Here is a 23,307-nt window from a genome sequence, read left to right on the forward strand (position 1 = left end):
ACAGCTTACACTTTTTTCACTTCTGATGACTACTTGATAAAGTAAATGACCTTCGTCAGCCATTTGCTACTGTCCTTTTCTGTGCCCGGATCAGTCAAATACATCTCTATTGTGGGCGGAATAATCTTCTTTCCTTTCTTAGCAATGAATTTGTGTATCGCTACGTGTGCGTTCGCTATTTTATCATAAGGACCGTAATAGTCTGCGTATGCCGCCTGGGCCGCAGGTAGGGTAATTATTTCATACCCCGGAGCGGGTTTGCTGCCTTCCGGCACCGGAATAGCGGCAGCCATATCTGTTTGCTGCAGGTTTTTATCCCAGGTAAAAAATATGCCACAAGGCACGCCTGGCTGCAATTTAGCTGCTGTGGCGGCCTGATAGATTGTGCGTAGGTTTTTGTGGTAATAATCGGAGATTTTGCTCATAGGAATAGTTTTCCGTACGGCCACGTAGGTGGTAGCCGGGAAATCCATCTCTTTAACCGTTACATCAATACCGTTGGGGGTTCCGGGGCCTTTCATTTCTGCCTCTGCCATGCTTTTCAGATTACTGAGGCCCTGTTCAAAATCGTTTTCCAGCGACCCTTTCATAAAAAAGGACATCACATTTTGCGGACGTTTATAGTGCGCATCAAAGCTCCAGGTAACTTTTGTTTTTCCTGCTGCTTCTGATAAATGAAAAAACACATCTGATTCAGATGAAAACGGTGTGATGAAAGTCAGCTTTTGTTGCACGGTTTTATAGGGCTCCAGCGAGAGATGTTGCAGCTGGCCTTTTCCTATCTTGTCGCCCTGCCAGGCGTCTATTGCGCCAACAGTGCCATCATCCCCGCTAATAGTGTATTTAGCGGCAGAATCCATCTTCTTCCAGGTACTCCATTCATTAAATCTTTCAAATTTCACGATATCATTCCATACGATAGTAGCGGGCGCATTGATTTCCACAGTACGCTCCACATGCATCCGGGTGGGTGCAGCAAAAACCAATACAATTACTACCAGCAGGATGATACCTATGATCCAGGCGAGTGTTTTAAGTACTTTCATGACTGTCGGGGGGTTGATGATAATAAAAATACGTTTTTTTATCGTGCAACCCACGCGAAGTGTTGTCAGTCAGGCATAAGATGTTGGCTACTCTTTTTCTTTGTCGGTTTCCTGAAAATGTTTGTCCGCCTCTTTAGCCTGTTCAAAATCCAGGATCACGGAGTTAATACAATAACGTAAACCAGTTGGCGGTGGTCCGTCATCAAAAACATGACCCAGATGGCCTTTACAGCGTCCGCAAAGCACTTCCGTGCGATGCATACCGTGGGTGTTGTCCGGTACGTAAATAACACTTGTTTTGGTGAGCGGCTGGAAAAAGCTGGGCCATCCACAGCTGCTTTCAAACTTAGCATCAGAAACAAATAAAGGATTACCGCAGGCAGCACAATAATAAGTGCCTTCTTCCTTGCTGTTCCAGTATTTCCCGGTGAAAGCCCATTCCGTACCTTTTTCCCTGGCAATGTTATAGACGTCCTGTGGCAATACCTTCTTCCACTCCTCGTCCGACAAATTCACTTTGTTAACATCGGTACGGGAGTACATCTCTCCCTTCGTTTTTCCTTCTTCCATTGATTTCTTTTTTTCTCCGTTTTGGGAGTAAGTACAGTTTGTTGGTCACCAAAATAGAGATATCCAAAATTATTAGATTCCGCAGGTACATATGTGAAGATTTGATTCGTTAACTTCTCATTAACACTATAGTGGCTTTTTTTCTCTATTTGTTGTATTTAAAATATCTCTTATAAAACTACGTATGAACAAGCGCTATGGATTGTTATTTCCTGCAAATCAGAGGCGTATTTAACAAAACGGATGCTTTTTTGTTTAAAACAGTCTGATAATCACCGTTGAGCAACTGCGTTTAAATTGTTAACTTTACAGCAAAAGGCTAGTAAGTGGCGGATATCATCAATTTATTACCAGACAATATAGCGAACCAGATAGCTGCAGGAGAAGTGATACAAAGACCGGCATCGGCGGTAAAAGAATTACTGGAAAATGCAGTGGATGCTGGTGCAACCGAGATTCAGCTGATCATAAAAGATGCGGGCAAAGAGTTAGTACAGGTAATTGATAACGGCGGCGGTATGAGCGAAACAGACGCCCGGATGTGCTTTGAACGCCATGCTACTTCTAAAATACAGTCCATAGACGATCTCTTTCAAATCACCACCATGGGATTCAGGGGCGAAGCCCTTGCCTCCATAGCAGCCGTATCCCAGGTGGAACTCAAAACACGCAAAAAAGGAACCGAAATCGGGTCATATATTGAAATTGATAACAGCTTCGTAAAAAAGCAGGAGCCCTGCCAGACAGCAGAAGGCACCAGCATTGCCATGAAGAACCTGTTTTTCAACGTGCCGGCCCGCAGAAACTTTCTGAAAAGCAACGCAGCGGAAATGAGACACATCGTAGATGAGTTCATCCGCGTAGCCATGGCCTTCCCGCAACTGCAATTCTCTCTTACCAGCAATAACCAGCAACTGTTCCATCTGGACAAAGGATCGCTCAAACAGCGTATCGTGGCCATTTTAGGACAACATTACAATGCCCGCCTCGTTAGTGTAAAGGAAACTACCGACTACATGAATGTGTACGGCTTTGTAGGAAAACCTGAAACCGCTAAAAAAACCAGGGGCGATCAGTTCTTCTTCGTTAATAACCGTTTTATCAAAAGCCCATACCTGCATCATGCAGTGATGAACGCTTTTGCAGATATTATTCCGGCAGACAGCTTCCCGCTGTATGTTTTGTTTATTGATGTGAACCCGGAACATATTGACATCAACGTACATCCTACCAAACAGGAGATTAAGTTTGATGATGAAAAGCTGATGTATGCCTTTGTGCAATCTGCTGTGAAACATTCCCTCGCCCAGTTCAGCATCACTGCTACACTGGACTTTGATCTGGACCCCAGCATTCAGGCACTGGATGCAGTAAGCAAACCATTTACCGCACAGCAACAGGACGAGTCTACGCTGAGCCCTTTATATAAATCATTTACGCAGGCAAACCAGGCGCACATGATTGATAAAAGCAGCAACAGCAGCAATCTTAAACACTGGAAAGACCTGTACGAAACCAACAGCAACGATCGGTATGCCGCCGGCGCCTATACTGCCGAGCCGGAACAGGAAACACGCCCTGCTGTTACGTATGAAAGTCAACCCCATGCTACTGCATCCGTTATTGATGAACGCTGGCAGGATACCGCCACCGATCAGAAAGTACCGGTACAGGTGCACCAGCAATACATTCTGTCACAAATAAAGTCGGGGTTTATATTAATAGATCAACATGCAGCACATGAGAGGATCCTGTATGAGCGCTACCAGCGCGCCTTACTGGAAACGCCTATGGCCACGCAGCAAAGCCTTTTCCCGCAAACGCTGCAATTGCTTCCGGCAGATGCAGCACTGGTAAGCGAAATGCTGCCCGACCTGCAAACATTGGGTTATGACCTGGAACCATTTGGTAGCAACACTTTTGTTGTGCGCGGTACACCTGCGGATATCCAAAACGGTAATGATCAGGCTACCATCGAAAATCTGCTGGAACAATTCAAACACTTCAGCCATGAGCTGAAAGTAAATAGACGTGAACAGCTGATCCGCTCTATGGCACGTAACAATGCCATTCCTGTCGGTAAAATATTATCTGCCCGCGAAATGCAAAATATGATCGATGAACTGTTTGCCTGTAGTATGCCCAATGTGGCACCAGGAGGCAAGTTTACTTTTATATCATTCAAACTCACAGATCTGGCGCGGATGTTCGAACGCGGTAACTAGTATTTTTGTCTTTCCCGGGATTAGACTGATTATGCTGATTACCCTGATTTTATTTTGATTTTGAAAGATTTAAAAAGATGAGCGAAGATCGAAGCGGGAATATCGCTTTAATCTTCGCTCATCTTTTTAAAATCAAAAAATAAAATCAGGGTAATCAGCATAATCAGTCTAATCCTGGGAAAGACAACCTATCATATAATAATATAAACCGCCGGTATCTTTCCTGGTATATCTCATATTTTGCCATATCCGGCTCAAAAACAACTCCTTCTGTATTTTCCAAAGCATCGATAGCGGGCATTCCCAGTGCACTGACGGCCAGGATAATGGCGCCAAGGGCAGAAGCATCGCTTTGCTGTTGCAGGTGCATCTGCTGGCCAAAAACGTCTGCCAACAGCTGAATCCAGCCCGGCGCATTGGTAAAGCCACCACTGACCGATATTTTACGCACCGGCCCTGCTGTTTCTTCCAGTGCTTTTTTAATACTTAACAATGCATAACAAATACCTTCCAACACGGCCCTGGTAAAATGTGCAGGCGTGTGTTGTGCCTGAATACCTATGAAAGCTGCGCTGGCATGGCTGTTCCATATAGGTGCCCTTTCCCCCAGCAGGTAAGGCAAACATAAAAGTTTGCCCGGGTCCACCTCCAATGCCGCTGCTACCAAATCATTGAGTGCGGTAAGTGGTTGCTGCAGGAAGTCACGCACCAGCCATTGTAATACTACGCCACCGTTATTGGAAGCGCCTCCAGTGATATACACATCATCCGTTAACAGATAGGTAAAGAGCCGGCTGCGGGCATCTGTGAGTGGTTGCGAACCCGCCATGCGCATGGCACTGCTGGTGCCAATGGTAAGTGTAGCATGCCTGGTATCCATCGCCTGGCTACCTAGTTGCGCCAAACAACCATCGCTACCGCCCATTACAAAAGGCGTAGCGACGGGTATGCCTAATTCCTTTGCTATAGCCGGTTTGAGGCCGGTAACAATATGATCTGCCGGAACGGGTTGCGGCAGCTGTCCCGCCGTAATGCCGGCAACAGTCATGGCCACAGGATTCCACTGCAAAGTATGGATATCGAACAATCCTGTTGCCGAGGCAATGGAATGATCAGTGAGATAAAGACCGAAGAAATGGTGAAAGATGTACGCTTTAATGCCGGTAAACATAGCAGTGCGCGCAAACAATTCCGGCTGTTGTTCCCGCAACCATATGATCTTGCACAAGGGCGACATGGCATGTACGGGTGTACCGGTTTGCCGGTAAATAGTTTTGCCTTCCTCTGTATCGCGCAGGGCCTGTGCACAGGACTCGCTGCGGTTATCCGCCCAGATGATAAGTGGCGTGATGGCAGTTCCTGCTGCATCTATGGCCATGATGCTGTGCATAGCACTGCTAAAGGAAATAGCAATGGGTGGTGTTCCCACCTCTGCTACCACCGCCCGGATACCTGCTTTTACTGCTGCCAGGATAACATCCTGGTCCTGTTCGCTATAACCAGGTTGCGGGTATTGTGTAGGATATGCCTGCTGAAAGCTGGCAAGCACTACTCCATTCATGCCCAGCCCAATCGTTTTAGCACTGCTGGTGCCAATATCCACACCAATCATAAAAGATGTACGATCACTCATATAAAAAACCTTCCTTTTTCCGCATTTAATTTATAGATTTAAAACCGGTGTTCTTACAATAAAGTCTAAAATATCCACGCAAATGGCTTTTGAAATTAAAAAACAGGCTAAGGTCTATGATGTTTGTATTGTTGGTTCCGGCGCCGGTGGCGGCATGGCAGCCAAAATGCTGTCAGAAGCCGGCCTGAAAGTAGCGCTCCTGGAAGCGGGCCCGAAGTATGATCCGGCAGACCCGGAACAGGCCACTCAATTAAAATGGCCTTATGAATCGCCCAGAAGAGGCGCCAGCACTACCCGTCCATTCGGCGACTTCGACGCCTCCTACGGCGGATGGGAAATTAACGGTGAACCATACACGAAAAAAGACGGCACAGAGTTCGACTGGTTCCGCTCCCGCATGCTGGGTGGCAGAACTAACCACTGGGGCCGTATTTCACTACGCTTCGGACAACGCGATTTTAAACATAAAAGCTATGATGGCTTAGGTGATGACTGGCCACTCAGCTATGAAGATGTTGCCCCCTATTATGACAGGGTAGATAAGATGATTGGTGTATTCGGATCAAAAGAAAACCTGCCCAATGAACCGGATGGTTTTTTTCTTCCTCCTCCAAAACCCAGGCTCCATGAACTAATGGTGAAAAAAGCAGGCGATCGTTTAGGCATTCCCGTTATACCGGCACGTTTGTCTATTCTCACCCGCTCTGTAAATAAAGACCGCAGCCCCTGCTTTTATTGCAGTCAGTGTAACCGCGGCTGTAAGGTGTATGGCGACTTTTCCGCTTCTTCCGTATTGGTAAAACCTGCGATGAAAAGTGGTCATGTTGATCTCTACACCAACGCAATGGTACGCGAAGTGCTTACAGACAGCAGTGGTAAAGCAACGGGCGTAGCTTATGTGGATAAAGCAGATATGCAGGAATATGCTGTAAATGCTAAAGTAGTGGTATTAGCCGCCAGTGCCTGCGAATCTGCACGGTTGCTCCTTAATTCAAAATCGGCCAAACATCCCAACGGTCTTGCTAATTCCAGCGGTGTAGTGGGTAAATATTTGCATGATTCTACCGGCGCCTCCAGGGGCGGCTTTATGCCACAACTGATGGACCGTAAACGGTATAACGAAGATGGCGTTGGCGGCATGCATATGTATGTGCCATGGTGGGCAGATAATAAAAAACTGGATTTTGCACGTGGCTATCACATTGAGTTTGGTGGGGGCATGCATATGCCTTCCTATGGTTACGGCTTTGGAATGGAGCATATGAACGGGAAATATCCCGGTCGCGATGGCAAACCTAAGGCTGCCGGTGGTTACGGCGCTTCCCTGAAAGATGATTACCGTCGCTTTTATGGGGCCCACATCGGGTTTGCAGGAAGAGGCGAATGTATTGCACGGGAAGATAATTACTGTGAGATAGACCCCAATGTGGTGGATAAATTTGGTATTCCGGTATTACGCTTTCACTACACCTGGAGCGATCAGGAAATCAAACAGGCCAAACACATGCAGGACACATTTGAGCAGATCATCCATGAAATGGGCGGTATTGCCAGTGGTACCAAACCCGGCGCAGATACTAAATACGGATTGGAAAATCCTGGCCGTATCATTCACGAAGTAGGCACTACCCGTATGGGGGATGATCCGAGGACGTCTGTGTTGAATAAATTCAACCAGGCCCATGAAGTGAAAAACCTCTTCGTGGTAGATGGAGGTGCATTTGTATCGCAGGCGGATAAAAACCCCACCTGGACTATTCTTGCGCTGTCTATGCGGGCATCTGAATACATCGTTGATCAATTGAAAAAACAGAATATTTGATAATCAATTACGAATTACGAATTGCGAATTACGGCTTATGGCAGATATGTTTTGCTATAAACCGTAATTCACAATTCGTAATTCGTAATTCAAATTTAATATCATGGATAGAAGAGAATCCCTCAAAGCCCTTGCGCTGGGAACTTTATCTGTAAGCACCATATTAGCTGCTACCGGTTGTGAGGATAAAAAAGCTACCGGCGACAAAAAAGATGGTGTAGCCGGAAACACGCCAGGGTATGGTCGTACCCCCGACGAAGTGAAACGTGATAAGGCATTATTGGAGGAGAAATTCTTCTCACCGGAAGAAATGAAAACGATCACCATCCTTGCTGATATTATCATTCCGGCAGATGAACATTCCGGCAGTGCTTCCGATGCAAAAGTGCCTGAATTCATTGAGTTTATTGTAAAAGATATCCCAGAGCACCAGCTACCTATGCGTGGTGGCTTACGCTGGCTGGATCTACAATGCGCCAAACGCTACAATAAATCATTTGCTGAATGCAGCCAGCAGCAACGTATTGAAATGGTAGACCTCATTGCTTATCCTGAAAAAGCCGCTCCTCAAAACAGCCAGGGCGTTGCCTTTTTCAATCGTATGCGCAACCTTACTGCCACCGGATTTTTCACGAGCAAAATAGGCATCAAAGACCTGGACTACAAAGGTAATACACCAAATGAGTGGGATGGTGTACCTGCCGATGTATTGAAGCAATATGGCTATGCCTATGATGAAAAAACACTGGCCACCTGTCTTAAAATTGAAGACAGAGGAAAGATTATGACATGGGATTAAAAAATTACGAATTACGAATTGCGAATTACGGACAACAGCGAATGATCTTCGCGGATATCTGTAATTCGTAATTCGTAATTTTCATTTTATACTTTAAATCTTGAAAACTAACACCAATGGTTCCAGAAAAAAAGAATGAGGGAGACCACGTATCCCGCAGATCATTCCTTAGAAACGGCGCACTGGCAGCAGCCGGTTTCATGATAGTTCCACGTCATGTTTTAGGCCGGGGTTATGTAGCACCAAGCGACCGCCTGCGTGTAGCAGGTATCGGCGTTGGTGGTAAAGGCTTCAGCGATATTTCTGAATTTGCAAAAGGCCCTGCTGATATCAATTTCCTCTGTGATGTTGATGCACGCCGCGCAGCAGATGCCGTTAAGAAATTTCCTAAAGCCAAATTCTATACGGATTTCAGAGAGATGTTCGACAAGGAACATAAAAACTTTGATGCTGTTTCCGTGTCTACACCAGACCACACCCATGCTGTAGCAGCAATGGGAGCAATGCAACTGAACAAGCACGTATATGTACAGAAACCTTTAACACACGACATCTACGAAGCGCGTATGCTCACGCAGGGCGCTAACAAACACAAGATAGTAAGCCAGATGGGAAACCAGGGCTCTTCCGGCGATGGCGTACGTCAGCTGATGGAATGGTATAACGCCGGACTTGTTGGAGATGTACATACTGTTTATTGCTGGACAGACCGTCCCGTATGGCCACAGGGCGTTCCATGGCCTACTACCAAACAGGACATTCCCAAAGAACTCAACTGGGATCTCTGGCTGGGCACTGCTCCTAAAAAAGATTATGTTGATAACCTGGTACCTTTCAACTGGCGCGGCTGGTGGGATTACGGTACCGGCGCTATCGGTGATATGGGTTGTCATATTATTGAACCACCTTTCCGTGTACTCGGACTTGGCTACCCTACTTCTGTTGAGTGCAGCGTAGGTAGTGTTTATGTAGGAGAATTTACCCGTGGTTATTTCCCTGAAAGTTGTCCTCCTTCTTCGCATGTAATCATGAAATTCCCTGGAAAAAACGGGAAAGAAGTTACACTACATTGGATGGATGGTGGTATTCAGCCAGAACGTCCGGAAGAACTGGGCCCTAACGAAGTAATGGGCGATGGTGGCAACGGCGCACTCTTTATTGGTGATAAAGGTAAAATGATGTGTGGTACATATGGTATGTATCCAAAACTGTTACCAGTTTCCCGCACCGATGAAGCCAAAGTACCACAAACTATTGCACGTGTACCGGAAGGCCACTATGTGCAGTGGGTAAATGCAGCTATTGCCGGTTACGGCAGCAGCAAAGCAAAAGCACTGAGCTCTCCTTTTGATATTGCTGGTCCGCTTACGGAAACCATCCTGATGGCCAACCTCGCTATACGTAGTTTTGATATCCGTACACCGAAAGCGAATAAACCTGATTCGTACAATTACCCGGGACGTTATATCAAACTGCTGTGGGATGGTAACAATATGAAGATTACCAATTTTGATGCTGCTAATCAGTTTGTGAAACGAACCTATCGTGATGGCTGGTCATTAGGCGTATAAAGAAAGAATTACGAATTGCGAATTACGGACAACAGCGAAGATCATTCGCTGTTGTCCGTAATTCGCAATTCGTAATTCGCAATTTCCTATTTATAAGGTACCTGCTGCTCCAGGTTTCCATTTTTCCTGATCTCACTGATTGGAATTGGTAAGAGGAAATTCCGTTCTGTGAAAGCACGATCCTGGATGTTGATCACCCTGTATATATAAGGATGTCCGGCTACCTGGGAACCTAATATTTCAATACCCTTCGCGCTTTCATTGAAAGCCGTTAATGCATCTTTCCATCTGCGGGCATCAAAAAAGCGGTGTTCTTCAAATGCCAGTTCATAACGTCTCTCATATTTTAATATCGCCTTCAACGCAGCACCACTGGCGCTGGTGGCAGGCATACCAGCACGTACACGCACTTTATTCAGTTCCTTTATACCGGCTGCTTCATCACCTGCCCAGATACTGGCTTCTGCATAATTCAGCAAAATCTCTGCATAGCGGAAAAATATCCACGACTGATCTCCACGGAAAAATTGCGCATCCAGATTTTTATCCATGAACTTACGTAGGTAATAACCAGAGAAAGTACCGTTCCAGTTTTCTAAAACACTGTTGCGGGTATCAAGTCCCCATACACTATCCTTTCCATTAACAGCTTCATATTTACCGGTTTGTATAATACCCAGAGAATCTATTTTTGCTCCATCTGCCGGTCTTTTTTTCCATTTAGCACCATCATAAAGAATAGTAGCATAAAAGCGGGGGTCACGACCCGCATAAGGTGCTTTTGCTTCTGCCGGATTGCTCCAGGAAAAATCAGAACCATCTTTCATCTGGTAACCGGATACAAAGTTTTCAATAGGTACATTACCGCCCCAGTTATGATAGCCATTAGGGCCATTGTACAAATCATGCGAAGTACCCAGCAATGCCTTATCGTATTGTTTTACAAATATCAATTCGGAATTGTCTTTATCCAGGAATACGCGGGAATAGTTTTCTGCAGCAGAATCTGTTGGATGATAGAGGCCATAGGTGCTTCCAGGCATATCCATCACTGCTTTAGCGGCCGCTTGTGCCAGCACAAACCGGGCCTTCTGATCACCGGAAGTGTAGCCCATAACAGGACTTAATACCCCCTGGTTATACACATCACTGGCTGCGTATAACAGTATCCTTGATTTTAATGCCAGTGCAGCGCCTTTGGTAGCTCTTCCCTTGCTGGCAACGTCGTCGTACGCTATTGGAAGTGCTGCCGCAGCGCTGTCACATTCTGCTACAATAAAATTAATACACGCTTCAAAAGTGGCTCTTTTAATACTCAGGATTTCCTGTTCATCACCTTTCACATTAAATGTTTTAGTGATCAAAGGCACGCCACCAAAGTATTTCACGAGCATCTGGTAATACCAGGCGCGCATAAAATGAACTTCTCCCACCATGCGGGAACGTTGGCCTTCATCTGTAAATGGTACTTTACTTACTTTTTCAAGGAACATGTTACATTTGCGGATTTCTTTATAGTGCGCATCCCATCTGCTAAAATCGCCCAGTGCGCCGAAATCGTCCGGCGATACATTGCCCTGTACTACCTTAGAAGTACTGTAATCATGAATGAAGCGGCTTTCATCTGTCATAGAGGCCAGCATTACTTCATTAAATCCGGGTCGCATCTGTACATACAGATCATTCACAAAAGCCTGTACCAGACCCACATCTTTCCAAACATCATCTTCCTGGTATTCGGTGAGTGGCTTTTTCTCCAGGAAGTCCTTATTGCAGGCTGTTGTTACAGCACACCATATCATCGCTCCTGCTAAATATTTTATGATAGTTATCTTTTTCATGGCTCGTTAATTAAAAGGTGACATTTAATCCCACATTGTAAATCTTGGTTTGCGGATAGAACTGGCCGCTTCCGCTTGGCGCTTCCGGATCAAAGATTTTCACTCTGTCGATAGTGAGCAGGTTCTGGCCACTCACGTATACACGAAGATTCTGTAATCCAATTCTTTTGCACAATACTGCAGGAACATTATAGCCCAGATCCAGTGTTTTTAACCTTACATAGTTGGTATTCCAGAACCAGAAAGTGTTTGCCTGGTTCACCCAGTACTCACGGCCACGGTCATACGCTCTTGGCCAGGAAGCATTGGGATTGTCTACTGTCCACCGATCTTTCACATAAGCCTCCGGGAAGTTGCCTATCAATCCTGATTCTGTTTGCAGGTATTGACTGGCACCTGTAGCGCCCTGCCATAACATAGTAAAGTCGAAATTTCTGAATTTGGCAGTCAGGGTTAAACCAAATATCCACGTAGGGTTTTCTGTACGGTCCATGCGAACACGATCTTTATCATCGATCTTTCCATCACCGTTAACATCTGCAAAAATTACATCTCCTGCCCTTGCGCCATCCATATGTGCTGATTTCGCTACCTCGTCTGCATTTTTGTAGATCCCTATTGCCTGGTAATACAATGGTGCATCTATCTGTTTTCCTGTAGACTGCTGCCAGGAAGGCACACCGGGTGTTTCATCCCAGAAAAGAATTCTGTTCTTCGCATGGGTGAGGGTACCAATTACTTCGTAGTGGAATTTTCTGATATCATTTTTATGGCTCAGTACCATTTCAAAACCTTTGTTTTCTATTCTTCCAATATTCTCCTGCGGCAGTGTCATCCCGGTATATGCCGGCATTGACAGGCTGCGGCTTACAAGGATATTGGAGCGGCGGGTAAGGAAGTAATCTCCTTCAAAAGCCAGTTTGTCGCCCAGGATCTTTGCTTCTATTCCTACATCATAGTTATTAGCGACTTCCCATGTGATTAACTCATTAGGAGAGCGCAGCTGATAAATACCTTTATTGAGATCTCCACCGAACATCACGCCACCATTGCTAAAGCCGTAAGTGCTCAGGTATTGGAAAGGAGCAATCTGGTCGTTGCCCATCTGTCCCCAGGAAGCACGAACCTTCAGGTAATCCAGTAAGCGGATATTTTTCTTCCAGAAGCCTTCGTTTGATAATACCCATCCGGCAGAAACGCCCGGGAACAAACCAAAGCGGCGATTGCTGGGGAAATTCTGCGTACCATCATACCTGGCATTGAAATCGAACAGGTAGGTTTCCTTAAAGTTATAGGAAATACGACCGAAGTAGTTACGGCGGGCATATTCAAAACCAGAGCCGGTGTTATCTTTTTCTTTATCCCCACCGGCAAACAGCTGATCCAGTTTATCGCTGATAAAATATTTACGATTAGCAGCAAGGTTATCCCCTTTTATTGTTGCCTGCTCAAATGCAATGAAAGTACTGAGGTTATGCTTACCAAAAGAACGGATATAGTTTAGTTTGAAGTTAACCGTGGACTGCCGGGCAGAATTATACGCTTCATTCAGCTGGGGTGCGCTTACGCCTCTGGAGGCCGCGTTCAGCTTATGGGTAGGATCATTTACATCCGATAATGTGTATAAAGTCCATGGTTTTATAAATGATTTATCAAACTCAAAATTCTGATCGTATGCAAAACTACCGTCAACAAACAACCCTTGAACCCATGGTATGTTTATCACTGCAGCAAACGTGCTGTTGATGATATAGTTTTTATTGTTCGTGTACCCGATGGCGTTAGTTCCTGTTACAACCGGGTTATCACCATATTCAATATCCGGACCAGGCATGCCATTGGGCCAGATAGCATTTTCAGTAGGACGGCCACGCATCAGCGATCTGAAGATAGAACCGGCACTGCGCGGTGGATAACTTCTGTTTTCCAGGCGTCCTGCCAGGTCAAAGCGCAAGTGGATGTTGTCGCTCACGGCAGCATCCAGGTTGGCTCTCACGTTCTGCTGTTTGTAATTGGTAGCACTGTTCTTATAAATACCATCCTGGAAAAGTGTTCCCATGGAAACATAATAAGACATCTTTTCAGTACCGCCGCTCAGCGACAGGTCATGCCTGTTTTGCAAAGAGATTTTCTTGATCGTAGCATCATACCAGTTGGTATTGGGATAGAGCCATGGATCAGAACCATCACCAAATTTTTTGATCTGGTCATCTGTATAACGGGGTACATCGCCACCATACTGCAAAATTTCATTCACAACTTTAGCGTACGTAGGTGCATCGGCCATTTTAGGCAGTCGTGTAGGCGTTACAAAAGATTGGTTAAAGCCATAACTCAATGTTGGCTTGCCGCCTTTACCCCGCTTGGTCGTAACGAGAATAACGCCATTGGCTGCACGTGAACCGTAAATGGCCGCAGCGGCATCTTTCAGAATAGACACGCTCTCGATATCATTGGGGTTCATGCGTTCAAAACCATCGCGGGGAAAACCATCTATAACCACCAGTGGATTACTATTGCCCAGTGTGCTACGACCCCGGATATAGATCCTGGAACCATCGGTACCTGGTTCGCCACTGTTGTTCACGGCAATGATACCCGGAATACGGCCCACCAACGAGTTAGAAACGTTTACGTTGGGTGACTGCTGTAATTCGGCACCTTTTACAGATGATACGGCGCCGGTTTTAGTTACTTTCTTTTGTGTACCATAACCTACTACTACATATTCATCCAGTGTTTTCTGGTTTTCCTTTAATACCACATTAACGCCGGACCGACCATCCAGCTTTATTTCCTGGGCATCAAAGCCGATGTATTGGAATACGATTATCGCATCCTTGTTTACATCGTTCAGTACATAGTTGCCTTTTTCATCGGAGGTAGCACCTTTTTTAGTGCCTTTCACCAATACCGTAACTCCCGGTAACGGATTACCATTAATGTCTTTAACTTTTCCCTTAACGGTGAGGTTGCCTTGCTGCCATGCGCTGGGTAATGGCGCGCGCGCACTGATGGCATCTGTGCTGGTTGCAAACAGGCATAGCAATATGCATAGCCTTTGCATAACGTGGATTCATGCTTTAAGATTTTGGGTGATGGAATTTGTCTGTTAACTAGTTTTTCATATCGCTGAAACGGGTAATCATGTCTCTGTAAGGTATCCAGAAAATAATTAATTATTTTCTAAAAATAAGTGTAGTTAGGACAATTGTTTTCAATAATCCCATGAGAAAAAAGAATAGTTTAAATTTTTTATGCAGATTCCATCACTATGAATAAATACCAATACTCCTATTTTATTAACGGATCATCTAAATCAAATCCTTACTATTCCACCCAAATACAATTAGATACCATTGCCAAAGGAACATTTGTGTCGCGCTCGTTAAACATTTACACCGGTGCTGCTACCTATTACCATTCCCGGCAGGTTTCCTATACCATTACAGAAACAGGTAACCTGGGACAATACCTGGCTGGCACCTTTACCGGCCAGGCTACACTGGACTCTACCACTACAGTGGTTCCTGTAAGCGGAAGTTTCAGGATACGTATTACGCAATAAATTGATAAACACTATTTACATTAAAAGGCCATTAGCATAATTGTTAATGGCCTTTTTTGCATAAATTCATACTAATTAACGTTATAGAGAATACATACCATATATTTTATGAAACAACTCCACGCTCTCTTAGCCATCCTGACAGTCAGCGCACTGCTGTTTTCCTGCAGTAAGGAAATGAGCAGAGCTGGTGATACGCCGCCGGTTAGTACCTGCGATTATGCCCCATATACTACAGGGTCATCTTTCTCCTACATGAATGTAAACCGTTCAAAAGATACGGTGAAATATACCCTCACCGTTTCGGGCGATACCACTATCAATGGCAATGTGTATAAAAAAGTGACAAACGATAGTGTGTTTACCTGCTCCAACTGCAAAGATGGTATCTACACACAGGTAGCCAGTATCCTTACTTTTCAGGGATACCGGGCTGATGATCTGCAATTAACATATCTGAAAGATAATGTCCCCGCCGGTACTACCTGGTCAGACACCATCAGCGTTACCAATGGTGGCATTACCTCTTCCGGTATACTGGAGTTTACTGTCACCCAAAAAGATATCACGAAAACAGTTAACGGGAAAGACTATACGCAGGTGATTGCAGTAAGAATGGACGCCTTTGCCCTCCTGCTTAATAACCCTGTTTCGGTGGGTACTATTTCCACCAGTTATTATGGTAAAGGTGTTGGCTTAATAGAAGCAGATCAGTTGCAGGATACCACAACGATCACGGCTTATATACTCAAGCCATAATTAATAATCTTTCCAAATCATGGTTAACATCCGCTCTACCGCCCTTCTCACACTGGTAGCTGTATCATGGTGATTATTTACCAATACACTGAATACCAGTATTTTATTTTTCTTTGTAACCAGATAACCACTCAGTGCCACTACTCCATTTAGTGTGCCCGTTTTAGCATGTACAAACTGTTGCTGATAGTAATTCCGCAAAGTTCCTCTTCCTCCTGTTGCAAGAATATGCCATAACCGCTCCTGTGGAAATTGCTGTTTAAGTAAAGTTAGCACGGTTACAAAATCGCGCGGCGTAAACAGGTTATACCTGGAAAGTCCTGAACCATCTACCCATTGCGGCGGATGAGGCAAACTTTGCAAATCATTGGACAGCAGGTAATCAATGGTACGCTTGCTGCTGATAGTATCCCATGACCGGGCAGCGCTCATGATCAATGTTTGCTCGGCAAAAAAATTGTCGCTGCGTTGCATCATAGCCGTAAACAATGAATCGGAAGGGATGCTATTCAATACTTTATAGGTGCCTGTAGGAGGGGCAACGGCAAAGCCTATACGTTTATGCAAAGTATCTTCCAGCCGCTCCCGCAAATCCTGTACAGATCCGGTAATAAAGGGAACTTCTGCTTTAGTGATCTCTTTATCCTTTGGATTATACTTCAGGAAGAAGGTATTATTTCGTTCATCCCTGTCCGTTATAGCACTGCTGAGCGTATCATCGGATATAACATTCAGGTGATAAATATCTGGTACAATTGTGCTGGTATCCTTGTGATGATATATTCTGGCTACATTACCGTACATCGGCCATTCATTCAATTCCGGCTGATAATCATCAGCATAATCGCCCCAGGCCCAGCCCGGACCGTAACGTTTGTTGCTGTTTACAACAGGTACTAAATAAATATTTTTTGAAGTCTGCTGCAGCAATTGCAATAATGGCTGATAGGTATAATCAGGATGCAGAAAAGATGGATCGCCCATGCCCTTCACAAATAATGCAGTATCATTTTCATAGTAGCGAACGCCGGGGAGTGAATCTCCCAACAGCTTCATACCTGCATACAATGCGAATATTTTATTATTGGAGGCTGGCGTAAAAAATTTATCATCCTGGTACTGATACCAGTACTTTCCGCTGGCTGGCTCATAAATACAGATACCTACATGTGCCTGTTCCATGGGAGCCTGATGCAGCAATTCCGCATCTGCCCATTTTTTTATGGCGGCAGATTGAGCGTCTGCCTGCATAAACATAGGAAGTGTGTAAAGAAAGAAAACTGTTAATAAACTTTTCTTCATACCGGAAAAGTAGAAAAAAAAGTCTGAACTGTGATTTTTATGATTAGTATGATGATCCTGATGAGTGAAGATTTTCGCGAAGATCTTTGTTATAATCTTCGCTCATCAGGATCATCATACTAATCATAAAAATCACAGTTCAGACAACCTTATCAGGTGAAGTACTTGGTAACACCTGGTTTCGCATAAGCATAGTTACCTGATGCATCCGGCATTACCGGTGGTGCAGCATCAAATGAATATGTTTTAGGATGAATATCAAGTCCGGAGTTCAGGGCTACCTTATAGTCAATTAGTTGTCCGGAGTAAGTAGCCAAACGACCAATGATAGCGGTGAGCGTTGTTTGCGCGCCTCTTTCAGCGTCAGCAAATTTGTATTCTCCTTTTGCAATAGCAGCAAAGAGTTCATCGTGTTCTGTCTGATAAGGATTGTTTTCACCTTTCTTATCATACTGGTACAATACCTTTCCTTTGTGATTTACAATTTGTGCTCTATCACAGAAAATGCGTCCCTTTGTTCCAATAATTTCTTCATCTACTTTGCTGGGCACATCTTTCCAGTGACGACACTGACTGTTCATTATCACACCATTAGCATAACGGTATTCTACGGCATGGTGGTCAAATATTTCACCACATTCTTTGCCGGTGCGCACTGCACGGCCGCCCATACCACTTGCTGTTACAGGTGTTTCGCCACCCATATACCAGTTACCTACATCGATGTTGTGGATATGTTGTTCTACGATATGATCACCGCACAGCCAGTTGAAATAATACCAGTTACGCATTTGATACTCCATTTCAGAGTATTCCGGTTTGCGTGGTTTTACCCACAATGCACCCTGGTTCCACCAAACATTTGCAGACACCATATCACCGATGATACCATCCTGGAAGCGTTTGTACAGCTCACGATATGAGTTCTGATAACGACGTTGCAAACCTACTACTACGTTCAGTTTCTTGGTTTTAGCTATTGCAGCTGCTTCCATCACTTTTTTAATACCGGCAGGATCAGTGGCTACAGGTTTTTCCATAAACACATGTTTACCCTGTCTGATAGCTTCTTCAAAATGAATCGGTCTGAAACCCGGAGGGGTAGCAAGAATCACAACATCCGCCAGTGCAATGGCTTGTTTGTAAGCATCGAAGCCGATGAATTTATTACTCTCCGGAACATTTACCCGGTTAGCTTTGTCGCCCAGGGCTTCTTTAATATTAGTAAAGCTATCGCTCAACCTATCGGGGAATGCATCCGCCATAGCTACGAGCTGCACATTTTCTTTAGTGCTGAGTGCCTGCGTGGCAGCACCTGTACCGCGGCCGCCACAGCCAATCAATGCAATTTTGATAACATCTGTAGATCCAGAGAAAAAATTTGCTTTGGATAAAATAGGCATTGCTAAGAGTCCGCCAGCAAGCAATGATGTTTGCTTTACGAAGTCGCGGCGGCTCTCACCGTGGAATTTCTTTTCGTTGTCCATAAAATGAATTAAAATTTTTAGATTTTAGGATGTTGATATCTAGCGTGCACCTTTATATTTGGTAATCATGTCTTCAAAGAATTTTTCTGCTTCTTCCGGCGTTGGCTGTTTCGCAGGTTTTACTATTCTAAAACCTACAAAAGGCGCATCAGCGTTCCACCAAAAGCTTTTGGGGATCTGCGGATCGCGGCGATTCCAGATGGGATCTGACTTCAGACGGGCAGCACTGCGCAGTAGTGGCGCTGCATCCTGGTAATCTCCTCCTTTTAACACGCGGGGCGTTTTAGCTGTGGGCGCTGTCCACGGATCTTTTTCGGACGCATTGGCCACACCGTTTTCATCGTATTGGTCCATCGTCCATTCTTCCACATTACCGAGCATATCGTATAGTCCCCATGCATTAGGTTTCAGTTGCCCTACCTTATGGTATTTCAGCTCACTGTTATCTTTATACCAGGCGTAATTTTTCAGTTGAGCGGCATCGTTACCAAACGGGTAAGCCGTGGTTGATCCTGCCCTGCAGGCGTATTCCCATTCTGCCGCAGTAGGTAACCGGTAAAACACACCGGTTTTGGCATACAACCATTTACAGTACATCAATGCACCGTATTGGCTCATACTATTGGCGGGAAATCCGCCGGCCTTGCCCATTCCCAACGTTAGATCAATATAAGGAGGACTGGGGCGGGTCATCCCATCAGGTACGGGTGTTTTGTCCTTTTCCGCATCTGCATAAATATCATATTCATCAAAGGTAACTTCCGTGGCTCCCATCCAGAAGTCAGCTATCTGCACGGTTTTAGCAGGTCCTTCGTCTTTGTTTCTTCCTTTTTCATTCTCCGGACTTCCCAATATAAAGCTGCCACCTTTAATAGGCACCATTTTAAAGCTAACATCTGTTCCCGGGATCTTCTGGTCGTAGGCTCCGAAAGCCTGCGTTGATTGTGCAACAACACCCTGGCTGAGTAATCCGCTCAGCAATAAGGTCACATACTGTTTAGTCATCTAACGTGATTGATAATATAAGTGGGTGAATTTAAAAAATACAAACCTGGAATGCAATATTTTTTTATGAATGCGAAAAATGGCTGATGAATTGAAATTTTTCTATCATTACTAGTATTTCCCTATAAAACCGATTAAATTTAGCCTCCTGTTATTTATATTACTTAATTCTAACGTTATGGAAAGAAGAAAATTCCTGCAAAACGGCACTTTGGCCGGGATCTCTGCACTTGCGCTGGGAGGCATTACCAACAGCGCACAGGCAGCAACAGCCAACAGCACTACCGCCACCGGAGATAAGCCGTTTAACATGTACTATGCCCCACACGATGGTACGTTTAAAAACAGTGCGGGCGATGATTTCCTGGATCAGATAAAATACATGTATGACCAGGGCTTCCGGTCTATCGAAGACAATGGTATGTTAGGACGGCCCGCAGCAGAACAGGAAAAAATAGGCAACCTGCTGAATAAGTTGGGTATGCAAATGGGGGTGTTTGTAGTAGATACCGGCAACAACTGGAAAACATCCCTGACCACCGGCAAACAGGAGTTTAAAGATGCCTTCATCAAAACCTGTAAAGAGAGTGTAGAAGTGGCCAAACGCTGCAACGCCAAATGGGCAACAGTTGTTCCCGGTTTCTTTGACCGCAATTTGCCAATGGGTATACAAACCGCCAATGTAATAGACGCCATGCGCAGTGGTGCTGAAATATTTGAACCACATGGCCTCATTATGGTGCTGGAGCCACTGAGCGATACGCCTGAACTATTCCTCCGCACAGCAGAACAGACCTATGAAATATGCAAGGCGGTAAAAAGCCCGTCCTGCAAAATATTATACGATATGTACCATATGCAACGTAATGTAGGCAACCTGATTCCTGTTATTGATATGTGCTGGGAAGAAATTGCGTATGTACAGATAGGTGATAACCCTGGCCGCAAAGAACCCGGTAGTGGAGAAGTCAACTACAAAAACATCTTTAAGCATCTCTATAAAAAAGGATACAAAGGTGTATTGGGCATGGAGCATGGCATGACTGGTCAGGGAAAAGAAGGTGAAGCCGCATTAATAAAGGCTTATAGAGAAGCAGATAGTTTTCTGTAGTAGATGCTATTTAAAAAATTACGAATTACGAATTGTCAATTACAGATAGCAGCGGAAGCGCGTTGCGTAAAATCGTAATTGACAATTCGTAATTCGTAATTTTTTTCCTTAACTTAACTAGTAAATCAATTATCCATGGGTTTCCTGATCCGTATACTAGTTAGTGCATTGGCGGCTATGTTAACCGCATATTTACTGAAGCCTGCCGTGAAGGTAGATAGTTTTGTGACTGCGCTGATATTGGCGCTGGTACTGGCTTTATTAAATGCACTGGTAAAACCGCTGCTTATTTTGCTCACCTTTCCGGTGACCATTGTTACCCTTGGTTTGTTCCTATTTGTTATTAACGCATTGATCATCCTGTTGGCAGCCAGGCTGGTAAGTGGTTTTAAAGTAGATGGTTTCTGGTGGGCTTTACTCTTCAGTATTGTAATGACCATCATCAATAGTATCATGATCAGTATTGCTGGTGGTAGCAACGATTAGCCCCTACCTTCACAGCCAGTTAAAAAGCCAACACAATGTATTTTGACCGTTCTAACCTGAGTGATGCCCAACTGCTGTCTTTTTATCGCGCGTTGGTTTATCCACGGCTCATAGAGGAAAAAATGCTGCTTTTATTGCGGCAGGGTAAAATAAGTAAATGGTTTTCAGGCATAGGCCAGGAAGCAATTGCTGTAGGCGCCACACTGGCGCTGGATACAGACGAATGGATAATGCCCCTGCATCGTAACCTGGGGGTGTTCACTACCCGGGAGATGCCCCTGGATAAATTACTACTCCAATGGCAAGGCAGCGAAAGCGGCTACAGCAAAGGGCGGGAGCGATCCTTTCACTTTGGCAGCCAGCCACATCACATCTGCGGGATGATTTCACATCTTGGGCCGCAGCTCTCCATCGCTGATGGCATTGCTCTCGCACATAAATTAAGAAAGGAAAATAAAGTGTCCCTGGCCTTTACCGGTGAAGGCGGCACCAGCGAAGGAGAATTCCACGAAGCCCTGAATGTGGCCGCAGTGTGGGGTTTGCCCGTTATATTCCTGATAGAAAATAATGGCTATGGTTTAAGTACACCCGTCAGTGAGCAGTATAACTGTGCCAGCCTGGTAGATAAAGCTATTGGCTATGGCATGGAAGGAATTAAGATAGATGGTAATAACCTGCTCGAAGTATATCAAACCATCAGCACCGCCAGAGCTTACGCTATACAGGAACAAAAACCGGTATTGATAGAAGCCATGACCTTTCGTATGAGAGGCCACGAAGAAGCCAGCGGGGTTAAATACGTTCCACCGGCGCTGTTTGAAGAATGGGGTAAAAAAGATCCCGTCATACAATTTGAAACGTTCCTGCTGGAAAATAATTTGCTCACTGCAAATGACATCAAAACCATCCGGGAAGAACTGAAACATAGTATAGAAGCAGATGTGGCCAAAGGTTTGGTAGATACACCCATTACGGTAGATACCCACATAGAAATAAACGACCTATATGCCCCTGCACCCGCCACGGTGGCGGCTTCAGGACCCAAAACAGAGAAACGTTTTATCAACGCCCTTTCTGAAGGCCTCAAACAAGCCATGGAACAACATCCTGAACTTATTCTCATGGGGCAGGATATTGCTGAATATGGCGGGGCTTTCAAGATCACAGAAGGTTTTGTGGAACTATTCGGACGGGAACGGGTACGCAACACGCCTCTCTGCGAAAGTGCCATCGTTGGTGCTGCGCTGGGCTTATCCATAGCCGGCTTCAAGAGCATGGTGGAAATGCAGTTTGCTGATTTTGTAACCTGTGGCTTCAACCAGATTGTTAACAACCTGGCCAAAATACACTATCGCTGGGGACAGCCCGCAGATGTGGTAATACGTATGCCAGCTGGTGGCGGCGTTGGCGCAGGACCATTCCACTCGCAAAGCAATGAGGCCTGGTTTACCCACATCCCCGGCTTAAAAGTGGTATATCCCGCTACGCCGGAAGACGCCAAGGGCCTCCTTACCGCCGCCATTGCGGATCCTAACCCTGTGATGTATTTTGAGCACAAAGCACTCTATCGCAGTATTAGTGGCCCCGTGCCGGAGGAATATTATACCATTGAGATCGGGAAAGCCCGCCTGGTACAGCCGGGAGACGATGTGAGTATCATCACCTATGGCAGTGGTGTACACTGGGCGCTGGAATATGCAACACAACACCCGGCATTATCTATTGGCATCCTGGATCTTCGCACCTTGCTGCCACTGGATTATACGGCCATTCGGGATATAGTTGCCGCCACCGGCAAAGTGCTTGTCCTGCATGAAGATACCCTCACCGGCGGATTTGGTGCAGAAATCAGCGCATGGATTGCGGAACACTGCTTTCACTTGCTGGATGCACCAGTTACCCGTTGCGCCAGCCTGGATACGCCGGTTCCTTTTGCAGGGGCCCTGGAAAAAAATTTCCTCGCCAAATCAAGGCTGGACAAGTGTATCCAACAATTAATAGCATGGTAACCTACTCTATCATTGGGAATATGCCCCGAAAGTTTTAATTTGCACTCAGAAATAAATAAATCATTATACTATG

The 23,307-nt window shown here is 45.2% G+C and carries 17 protein-coding genes; 9 read left to right on the plus strand and 8 right to left on the minus strand.

All coding sequences use genetic code 11. The features are described 5' to 3' along the window. Positions 1-29: 29 nt before the first annotated feature. Positions 30-1,046 (minus strand): SRPBCC family protein, encoded by a 1,017-nt coding sequence (locus tag CLV51_RS02775; protein ID WP_106526478.1) that lies wholly within the window; start codon positions 1,044-1,046, stop codon positions 30-32. An 87-nt stretch (positions 1,047-1,133) separates the two neighbouring features. Further along, on the minus strand, positions 1,134-1,616 hold the full coding sequence (msrB, locus tag CLV51_RS02780) for a peptide-methionine (R)-S-oxide reductase MsrB (protein ID WP_106526479.1): 483 nt from the start codon (positions 1,614-1,616) through the stop codon (positions 1,134-1,136). 326 nt (positions 1,617-1,942) lie between these two features. Between msrB and mutL the strand changes: the two genes are divergently transcribed. Next, positions 1,943-3,841 (plus strand): DNA mismatch repair endonuclease MutL, encoded by a 1,899-nt coding sequence (gene mutL / locus CLV51_RS02785; RefSeq protein WP_106526480.1) that lies wholly within the window; start codon positions 1,943-1,945, stop codon positions 3,839-3,841. Between the two features lie 163 nt (positions 3,842-4,004). Here the strand turns inward: mutL and CLV51_RS02790 are convergent, their stop codons facing one another. Further along, a complete protein-coding gene (locus CLV51_RS02790; protein ID WP_106526481.1) occupies positions 4,005-5,474 on the minus strand; it encodes a gluconokinase in 1,470 nt (489 codons plus the stop codon). An 82-nt stretch (positions 5,475-5,556) separates the two neighbouring features. Here CLV51_RS02790 and CLV51_RS02795 point away from each other — a divergent pair, with 82 nt between their 5' ends. From CLV51_RS02795 to CLV51_RS02805, 3 genes are all read left to right on the plus strand, one after another. After that, the gene (locus CLV51_RS02795) at positions 5,557-7,296 is read left to right on the plus strand and encodes a GMC family oxidoreductase (RefSeq protein WP_106526482.1); all 1,740 of its coding nucleotides are present in this window, start codon (positions 5,557-5,559) and stop codon (positions 7,294-7,296) included. Positions 7,297-7,399: 103 nt separating this feature from the next. Continuing rightward, positions 7,400-8,095 carry a gluconate 2-dehydrogenase subunit 3 family protein gene (locus CLV51_RS02800; RefSeq protein WP_106526483.1) on the plus strand — a complete coding sequence of 232 codons (696 nt, stop codon included), beginning with the start codon at positions 7,400-7,402 and terminating at the stop codon, positions 8,093-8,095. A gap of 116 nt (positions 8,096-8,211) precedes the next feature. Then, complete coding sequence (locus CLV51_RS02805; RefSeq protein WP_106526484.1) at positions 8,212-9,666, plus strand: Gfo/Idh/MocA family protein; 1,455 nt, start codon at positions 8,212-8,214, stop codon at positions 9,664-9,666. Positions 9,667-9,752: 86 nt separating this feature from the next. Here CLV51_RS02805 and CLV51_RS02810 read toward each other — a convergent pair whose 3' ends face one another. Together CLV51_RS02810 and CLV51_RS02815 are read right to left on the minus strand one after the other, a co-directional pair. Continuing rightward, complete coding sequence (locus CLV51_RS02810) at positions 9,753-11,507, minus strand: RagB/SusD family nutrient uptake outer membrane protein (RefSeq protein WP_106526485.1); 1,755 nt, start codon at positions 11,505-11,507, stop codon at positions 9,753-9,755. 10 nt (positions 11,508-11,517) lie between these two features. Beyond that, on the minus strand, positions 11,518-14,574 hold the full coding sequence (locus CLV51_RS02815) for a SusC/RagA family TonB-linked outer membrane protein (RefSeq protein ID WP_106526486.1): 3,057 nt from the start codon (positions 14,572-14,574) through the stop codon (positions 11,518-11,520). A 207-nt stretch (positions 14,575-14,781) separates the two neighbouring features. Between CLV51_RS02815 and CLV51_RS02820 the strand changes: the two genes are divergently transcribed. Further along, positions 14,782-15,075 (plus strand): hypothetical protein, encoded by a 294-nt coding sequence (locus CLV51_RS02820; protein WP_106526487.1) that lies wholly within the window; start codon positions 14,782-14,784, stop codon positions 15,073-15,075. Between the two features lie 108 nt (positions 15,076-15,183). Then, entirely contained in the window at positions 15,184-15,834 is a 651-nt protein-coding gene (locus CLV51_RS02825) for a hypothetical protein (protein ID WP_106526488.1), read from the plus strand. On the opposite strand, the gene CLV51_RS02830 is transcribed toward CLV51_RS02825, so the two are convergent. The 3 genes from CLV51_RS02830 to CLV51_RS02840 all read right to left on the minus strand — a co-directional run bounded on the left by CLV51_RS02830 (position 15,835) and on the right by CLV51_RS02840 (position 19,628). Next, entirely contained in the window at positions 15,835-17,136 is a 1,302-nt protein-coding gene (locus tag CLV51_RS02830; RefSeq protein ID WP_106526489.1) for a D-alanyl-D-alanine carboxypeptidase, read from the minus strand. Between the two features lie 152 nt (positions 17,137-17,288). Next, positions 17,289-18,623: a Gfo/Idh/MocA family protein gene (locus CLV51_RS02835; protein WP_106526490.1), complete on the minus strand. Its 1,335-nt coding sequence runs from the start codon at positions 18,621-18,623 to the stop codon at positions 17,289-17,291. 39 nt (positions 18,624-18,662) lie between these two features. Then, complete coding sequence (locus CLV51_RS02840) at positions 18,663-19,628, minus strand: formylglycine-generating enzyme family protein (RefSeq protein ID WP_106526491.1); 966 nt, start codon at positions 19,626-19,628, stop codon at positions 18,663-18,665. A gap of 178 nt (positions 19,629-19,806) precedes the next feature. On the opposite strand from CLV51_RS02840, the gene CLV51_RS02845 reads away from it, so the two are divergent. From CLV51_RS02845 to CLV51_RS02855, 3 genes are all read left to right on the plus strand, one after another. Next, entirely contained in the window at positions 19,807-20,739 is a 933-nt protein-coding gene (locus CLV51_RS02845) for a hydroxypyruvate isomerase family protein (protein ID WP_106526492.1), read from the plus strand. 135 nt (positions 20,740-20,874) lie between these two features. Next, on the plus strand, positions 20,875-21,225 hold the full coding sequence (locus tag CLV51_RS02850) for a phage holin family protein (protein WP_106526493.1): 351 nt from the start codon (positions 20,875-20,877) through the stop codon (positions 21,223-21,225). A gap of 35 nt (positions 21,226-21,260) precedes the next feature. Continuing rightward, a complete protein-coding gene (locus tag CLV51_RS02855) occupies positions 21,261-23,234 on the plus strand; it encodes an alpha-ketoacid dehydrogenase subunit alpha/beta (RefSeq protein ID WP_106526494.1) in 1,974 nt (657 codons plus the stop codon). Positions 23,235-23,307 lie beyond the last annotated feature (73 nt).

This window comes from Chitinophaga niastensis (assembly GCF_003014755.1).
GTDB lineage: Bacteria > Bacteroidota > Bacteroidia > Chitinophagales > Chitinophagaceae > Chitinophaga > Chitinophaga niastensis.